Raw genomic sequence first — 5,140 nt, forward strand, 5'->3', positions numbered from 1 at the left:
GCACGACGTCAGGGAGCATCTCCCTCAGCACTTCTCCCCGCCAGTCGGTGGGAAAGACCGGGGAGCCGTCGGGCTCGATCTCCAAGTCTCCGACACGACCTAGGGGTCGTCGGTGAGCTTGGCTGCCAGCGAGTCCAATGGGTGACGGTCAGATCCGGGGGGATCGCGCCCTGGCGGGTGGCCGCAGGTGCGTCACCGGCCTGTCCGGCGGTGAAAACGAACGCCAGGGCCAGCAGCGGCCCTCGGCGACGTGGTGCATCTCCGGGGTCAGTCCACCTCGGGACCGGCCGATGGCGTGGTCGTCCGGTTCGCTGGCCGGGGCCCCTTCTTTTTTGCGGGCTTTGGCCGCATCCTGGCGGGCCCACACGATCCTGGAGTCGACCGATTCGCCTCGTTGAGGGCTTCGTCTGCGTCGGACTGGGCCACCAGCGCGGTGCACACCCGCTCCCCACGGGCCATCGACGCCCAGATTACCAACCGGTTGTGGACACACCGCCAGTTGCCGTACTCCTTCGGCAGGTACCCCACTGAGTGGCGGTCCGGAACATGTAGGCGATCATGTCGATCACCTCACGACGGGCCCTGCCAGCTGCCACCCCCGCTTCGGCGTGCTCGGCTCGATCCGCGCCCACCGCGAGCGGGCGGACGGAAGCCCGCGTGGGTGTCGAGGGGATCCCAGGCCACGGAGTCGGACGCCATCCCGGAGGTCGTCGAGCGGAACCGGGCCGAGGTGCCGCACGCGGAGATGTCCTCTCTGGCCCGGCGCACCCTGGACGACTTGGGCTTCGATCCGGGCTTCTACGTCGCCGCCCTGCGGGTCGTGGCCCGCGATCTGCCCGCGCGCGGGATCGAAGGGAAAACCGGAGATCGAGATTCTGGAGGACTGGTTGCCCAGTGGGAGACGGTGTCCGCCTCGCCGGCGGGGACCGGCTCGACTTGGGCGGACCTGTTATGGCGAGCATGTGCGACGACCCGACCATGGCATTGACCAGCCTGGGGTCCTGATCCAGGAGAGCGTGCTCGAACAGACCTGGCATGTCTGGCCGGTGTGCCCCCGGCATGACATCGGCGCTTAGGGCGCAAAACGAGAGCGCGAGGTTGTGTGGTGGGGCACCGGCGCGGGCGGACTCATACTCGCGTTCGTCGGTGAACTCGCGCGTGTTCTCGGCCGCCCTCGTGCCAAGTAGCGCGAATCCGGGGATCTCCGCCTCTCGTCGTGGCTCGCACGGCTTTGTACGATGCGTGCACCCAAGGCTCTTGTCGGGAGATGTCCCGCGAGGGCCTTCTTCTGACCCGTGGGGATGAATATGCGCATACGCGCTTCGCTCGCCGCTCTGCCCGGCGCCCTTGTTGTCGCTTCGACTCTTGTGTTTCCCGGCGCCGCGCAGGCGCACGAGCGCCCGATGGACGGTGACGACACGACAATCACAAAGGTAGTCGTCAATGGTGGCAAGGACATTGTCCTCGGTACCTCCGCCAAAAAGTCGTTCACCGGCACGGTCGCCGCGGCCGACCCGGACGGCGTCAGCGGCGGCTGGGTCGCCCTGTGGCACGGGACCTCCTTCGACGACCAGGGCAGGGACGGCGTTCTGCTGCCCGCCGAGCCGGGATCGGGCTCCTGCAGCGCGACCAGCGCCCAGACGTCGACGTGCACAGTCCACTTCACTGTGGACCCCAAGGCCGCCATGACCAAGAACGCCTTTGCCGGCACCTGGCACGCTTACGCCATCGCATACGGCCTCCCGAGCGGTTCCACCAGCGACGGATACGCCGGCGCCGTGCACATCAAGCGCAACACCACGCTCACCGCGAACGCCTCGCCCGAACCGGTGGTTCATGGCCGGACCATCACCGTCAAGGGCACACTCACCCGCGCCAACTGGGAGACTCACGCGTATGGAAGCCTGAGCAACGTGCCGGTGAAGCTCCAGTACCGCAAATCCGGTACCAGCACCTACACGACCCTCAAGACCGTCACCAGCAGCTCCCGAGGAACGGTGACGGCCACCACGACCGCGAAAAGCGACGGATACTACCGCTTCTCTTACGCCGGCACGACGACCACCAACGCCGTGACATCGGCCAGCGACTTCGTCGACGTCCACTAGGAACCCGGGACCCGCTCCCGGGCCAGGGACACGGGAGCGGAGAAGGCCGCCACCGAAATGGTCGCCGGGGCCGCGGAACCGGGGAGGGCGAAGAAGTAGCTGCCGCCGGTGGGCTCGACCTAGTCGGTCAGGGGCTCAACGGCCAGGCGTGCCTGTACGGCCTGGAATTGTCGCGCGATGTTCTGCTGGTAGCAGCAGAAGATCAAGCCGACGTCCAGGTCGCACGTGACGTCGATACCGCGGTCGTCGTTGTAGCCGTGGCGCAGGATCTGCTGGTCGGTGCTGGCCCCGGTACGCAGATTCGCAAGACGTCTGTGCGAGGTTGAAGGGGATCAGCAGGCCAGGAGGGGTCAGCGGCGAAGTCGGGCTTGACGGACTCCTTGTCCAAGTCGAGTGGCGCACCGGAGTCACCCCGCCGTCCGATCATGGTCTCCAGCTCGTGCAGCGACAGCCGGTCCCAGAACTCCACGAGCATCCGGATGATGCGGATGCCTTGGTACGAGCCACCCCGGGGGACATTGGGACATGACTGTCGCACCGCTCCCCAGGGCCAGCCGCCGTGACTGGCGCAGGAAGCCGCCGTTCTCCTGCGTCAGTCGTCGTGGACGAGCACCCCGAACTGGCGGCACTCCTGCACTCCGACGACCGTGAGACGCTCGCCCGGCGCGCCGAGGAACACGTCGACTCCGCCCGCCGCAGCCTGCTCGCCGGGCCGCCCTCGCCGACGTGACGGTTCGGGGCTCGCACCGATCTCTGGCTGTACGTAAGCCAGAGGTCCGGGCCGAACACCTCGTAGCGGATCGCGACGGGGTCGAGGCCCGCCTTGACGAGGGAGGCTCGCCACTGGCGGCTGCGGGAGGAGGACCGCGACCGCGGCGACGTCGTCCGGTTCGCAGGCCCTGCTCAGCGGAAAGAGCCGAGCCGCCCGGTTCGTTGACCAGCGAAAACTGGTGGTCTTCTCGGTTCGGCTCTCTTCCCATGGCGACCACCGGACGTGGCTCTGGGAGTCCATTTGCGGGAGGCTTCTTCGAGGCTCATGCTGAAGACGAAGATCTGTCTGCACACATAGCGGTCATTTGCATATCGGACGGCCATGTGCGGTCTCGAATGGCTGTTGGTCGGTTCTCCGCTCGATTGAGCGCGGGCCCTTCCGTCGCCCGGTGAGTCAATGCCGGTGCGATTCGGGGAGGAGGGGCGGGAAGAGGACAGCATCGTCTACATCACGGAGTGTGGGCCGGTGCAGGAAGAGGGCAGAGAAGATGACAACACCGTTCGCAGGTCCGCCGGAGCAGGACGAATCGGTTTCGGGGGGTTCTTCATCGGGTCATGGGCGGGAAGCCACGCTGGAGACGCTCGTCAAGCGGTACGTGGCGACTGTGCCACCTTCGGCAGCGGTGGTGCAGTTTCTCGGGGGGGTGGCTTCCGCAGTCCGGGACAGCCGATATTCAGTCTCATCGGTCGCGTCGTCGCAGGGCGAGGAAGACGCCAGAGAGCAGTACATCCAGAAAGTTCTCGAACAGGTGGAACTCAGGTTGGGGGCTCTTAGTCGAGCAGATGAGAACAAGGTACGCGCGACCGTTCTGGCCAATATTGCGTGATGACTCGAGGCCAATGTGCAGCCGGGGTCACCCATTTAGGTAAGGCTAAGTATCCTTGTTCCGGGAAGGTTCGTTATGTCAGAGCAAGCTCCTATGGATATTGATCCGGTAGTGGTGGCGGCATTGGACGCGATGAGGACCGTCACCCCTCCTGAGGGTGTTTCCGTTTCGCCATCGGTGAGCGCCTCTCCCGGTAAGCCAAAGGAACGAAAGGAGTCGCGACCTGCGCTGGTGACGTGCGCAACCTGCGGAAAAGGGTTCTCGGCAAGCGATGAACCCGACTTTGGAGACTGCGGTCACATGCTTCATGAAAGCTGTGACAACGCATGTGGTGACTGCAGGACGAAGAATGCGCAAAACTTTGCCGGTGACAAGGACTTCCTCATCCTGATGGGGCACGGGACTTCGGGGCAGGGTGAAACATTCGTCCCTCTGGGTACGGAGATCAGCGCGTACGTCACCCCAGGTGAGGCGCTGGACAGTTTCGAAGTGTACAAGCTCATCGTGGATCCGAAGGGGGGAGTGCCTATCAAGGCGAGATACGGGGCGCTGAATAGCATTCCAAATTTCGTTTTGACCCCGAACAAGCCGATCGAGCTTCAGGGCGACCTTGCGGCCGCTAAGAAATTCGGCACGGGGGCCTCGTTCTTCTTTCTCGGGGACGAGGAATTCGTCATCCCCGACCTTCGGGGCCCGTTGTGTGCAAGCCCGAAGACGTGCAAGCCTCCCTTCCATACGTGCAATGGGCTGCTGCGTTCCTTCAAGGGCGTTGTGGACCTGCGGATCGCAACCTGTCTCGGCGGCGCAGAAGTGAAGGCCACTCAGGTCGACGAGGAGTGGATCAAGGACGTGTGCACGCGTGGCGACGCAATCATCGATAAGGGCGCGAAGGATCTGGCTGCGGCGATGAAAGACTATGAGGCCCTCGATGATCGGCAGCAGGATTACCTCTTGTACCGCGTACCCAAGGATGCCTTTTATGACTGGCATGAAATGGCGAAGGACGCTTTGTCGAAGGGGAAAAAGATTCTACGCGTCACGTAAAATCAAGATCATCCGATGACAGAGGCATCGCCCGCATCACGTCGACCTACCGTAGGCGATCCACGCACCGCCCCGTGGGCCGGCCAACAAGTGCAGGTCCTACGGCCGAGTACGACCGCATGGCGCACCGGTGGCGACTGCTGCCGGCTCAAGGCGACAGCCTTGGCAAACAAGCGGCTCGCGAGGAGCGAACATGGCGACTCCATCGTCCGACGGGAACCTGTCGGATGTCCCCCCCATTACCGTCTTCGTAGCCCCGCAACAGGGCTACCGGCCTTCGGAGTTGGCATGACTACCTCCCCTTGTCGAGTGCATGGCCTGGGGGGTGGTGTCACCGGCTCCGGAGGCACTGACAGACCGCTGATTAGGGGCATGACCACCGGCGTTTTC

At 64.5% G+C, this 5,140-nt stretch carries 5 protein-coding genes and 2 pseudogenes; 5 read left to right on the plus strand and 2 right to left on the minus strand.

Annotated features, from left to right (window positions below):
- Positions 1-185: 185 nt before the first annotated feature.
- Positions 186-316: pseudogene (locus ABZ854_RS36880) on the minus strand (IS5/IS1182 family transposase); the annotation flags it as partial.
- Between the two features lie 345 nt (positions 317-661).
- Here ABZ854_RS36880 and ABZ854_RS36885 point away from each other — a divergent pair.
- Together ABZ854_RS36885 and ABZ854_RS36890 are read left to right on the plus strand one after the other, a co-directional pair.
- Positions 662-988 (plus strand): hypothetical protein, encoded by a 327-nt coding sequence (locus ABZ854_RS36885; RefSeq protein WP_361220345.1) that lies wholly within the window; start codon positions 662-664, stop codon positions 986-988.
- A 319-nt stretch (positions 989-1,307) separates the two neighbouring features.
- Complete coding sequence (locus ABZ854_RS36890; RefSeq protein WP_361220347.1) at positions 1,308-2,108, plus strand: hypothetical protein; 801 nt, start codon at positions 1,308-1,310, stop codon at positions 2,106-2,108.
- Between the two features lie 122 nt (positions 2,109-2,230).
- Here ABZ854_RS36890 and ABZ854_RS36895 read toward each other — a convergent pair.
- Positions 2,231-2,616: pseudogene (locus ABZ854_RS36895) on the minus strand (deferrochelatase/peroxidase EfeB); the annotation flags it as partial.
- Positions 2,617-2,709: 93 nt separating this feature from the next.
- On the opposite strand from ABZ854_RS36895, the gene ABZ854_RS36900 reads away from it, so the two are divergent.
- The 3 genes from ABZ854_RS36900 (at position 2,710) to ABZ854_RS36910 (ending at position 4,750) form a co-directional block, all read left to right on the plus strand.
- Positions 2,710-2,838 (plus strand): hypothetical protein, encoded by a 129-nt coding sequence (locus tag ABZ854_RS36900; protein WP_361220350.1) that lies wholly within the window; start codon positions 2,710-2,712, stop codon positions 2,836-2,838.
- Between the two features lie 529 nt (positions 2,839-3,367).
- Positions 3,368-3,706 (plus strand): hypothetical protein, encoded by a 339-nt coding sequence (locus ABZ854_RS36905; RefSeq protein ID WP_361220352.1) that lies wholly within the window; start codon positions 3,368-3,370, stop codon positions 3,704-3,706.
- A gap of 75 nt (positions 3,707-3,781) precedes the next feature.
- Positions 3,782-4,750 (plus strand): putative adhesin, encoded by a 969-nt coding sequence (locus ABZ854_RS36910; RefSeq protein WP_361220355.1) that lies wholly within the window; start codon positions 3,782-3,784, stop codon positions 4,748-4,750.
- Positions 4,751-5,140 lie beyond the last annotated feature (390 nt).

It is taken from the genome of Streptomyces sp. NPDC047028 (assembly GCF_040644095.1).
In the GTDB taxonomy this organism is placed as follows: Bacteria; Actinomycetota; Actinomycetes; order Streptomycetales; family Streptomycetaceae; genus Streptomyces.

What these genes read in the sequence shown, in the direction of transcription:
- ABZ854_RS36890 (WP_361220347.1), top strand. Translation starts at nt 1,308, where the DNA reads ATGCGCATACGCGCTTCGCTCGCCGCTCTGCCCGGCGCCCTTGTTGTC.
- ABZ854_RS36905 (WP_361220352.1), top strand. Translation starts at nt 3,368, where the DNA reads ATGACAACACCGTTCGCAGGTCCGCCGGAGCAGGACGAATCGGTTTCG.
- ABZ854_RS36910 (WP_361220355.1), top strand. Translation starts at nt 3,782, where the DNA reads ATGTCAGAGCAAGCTCCTATGGATATTGATCCGGTAGTGGTGGCGGCA.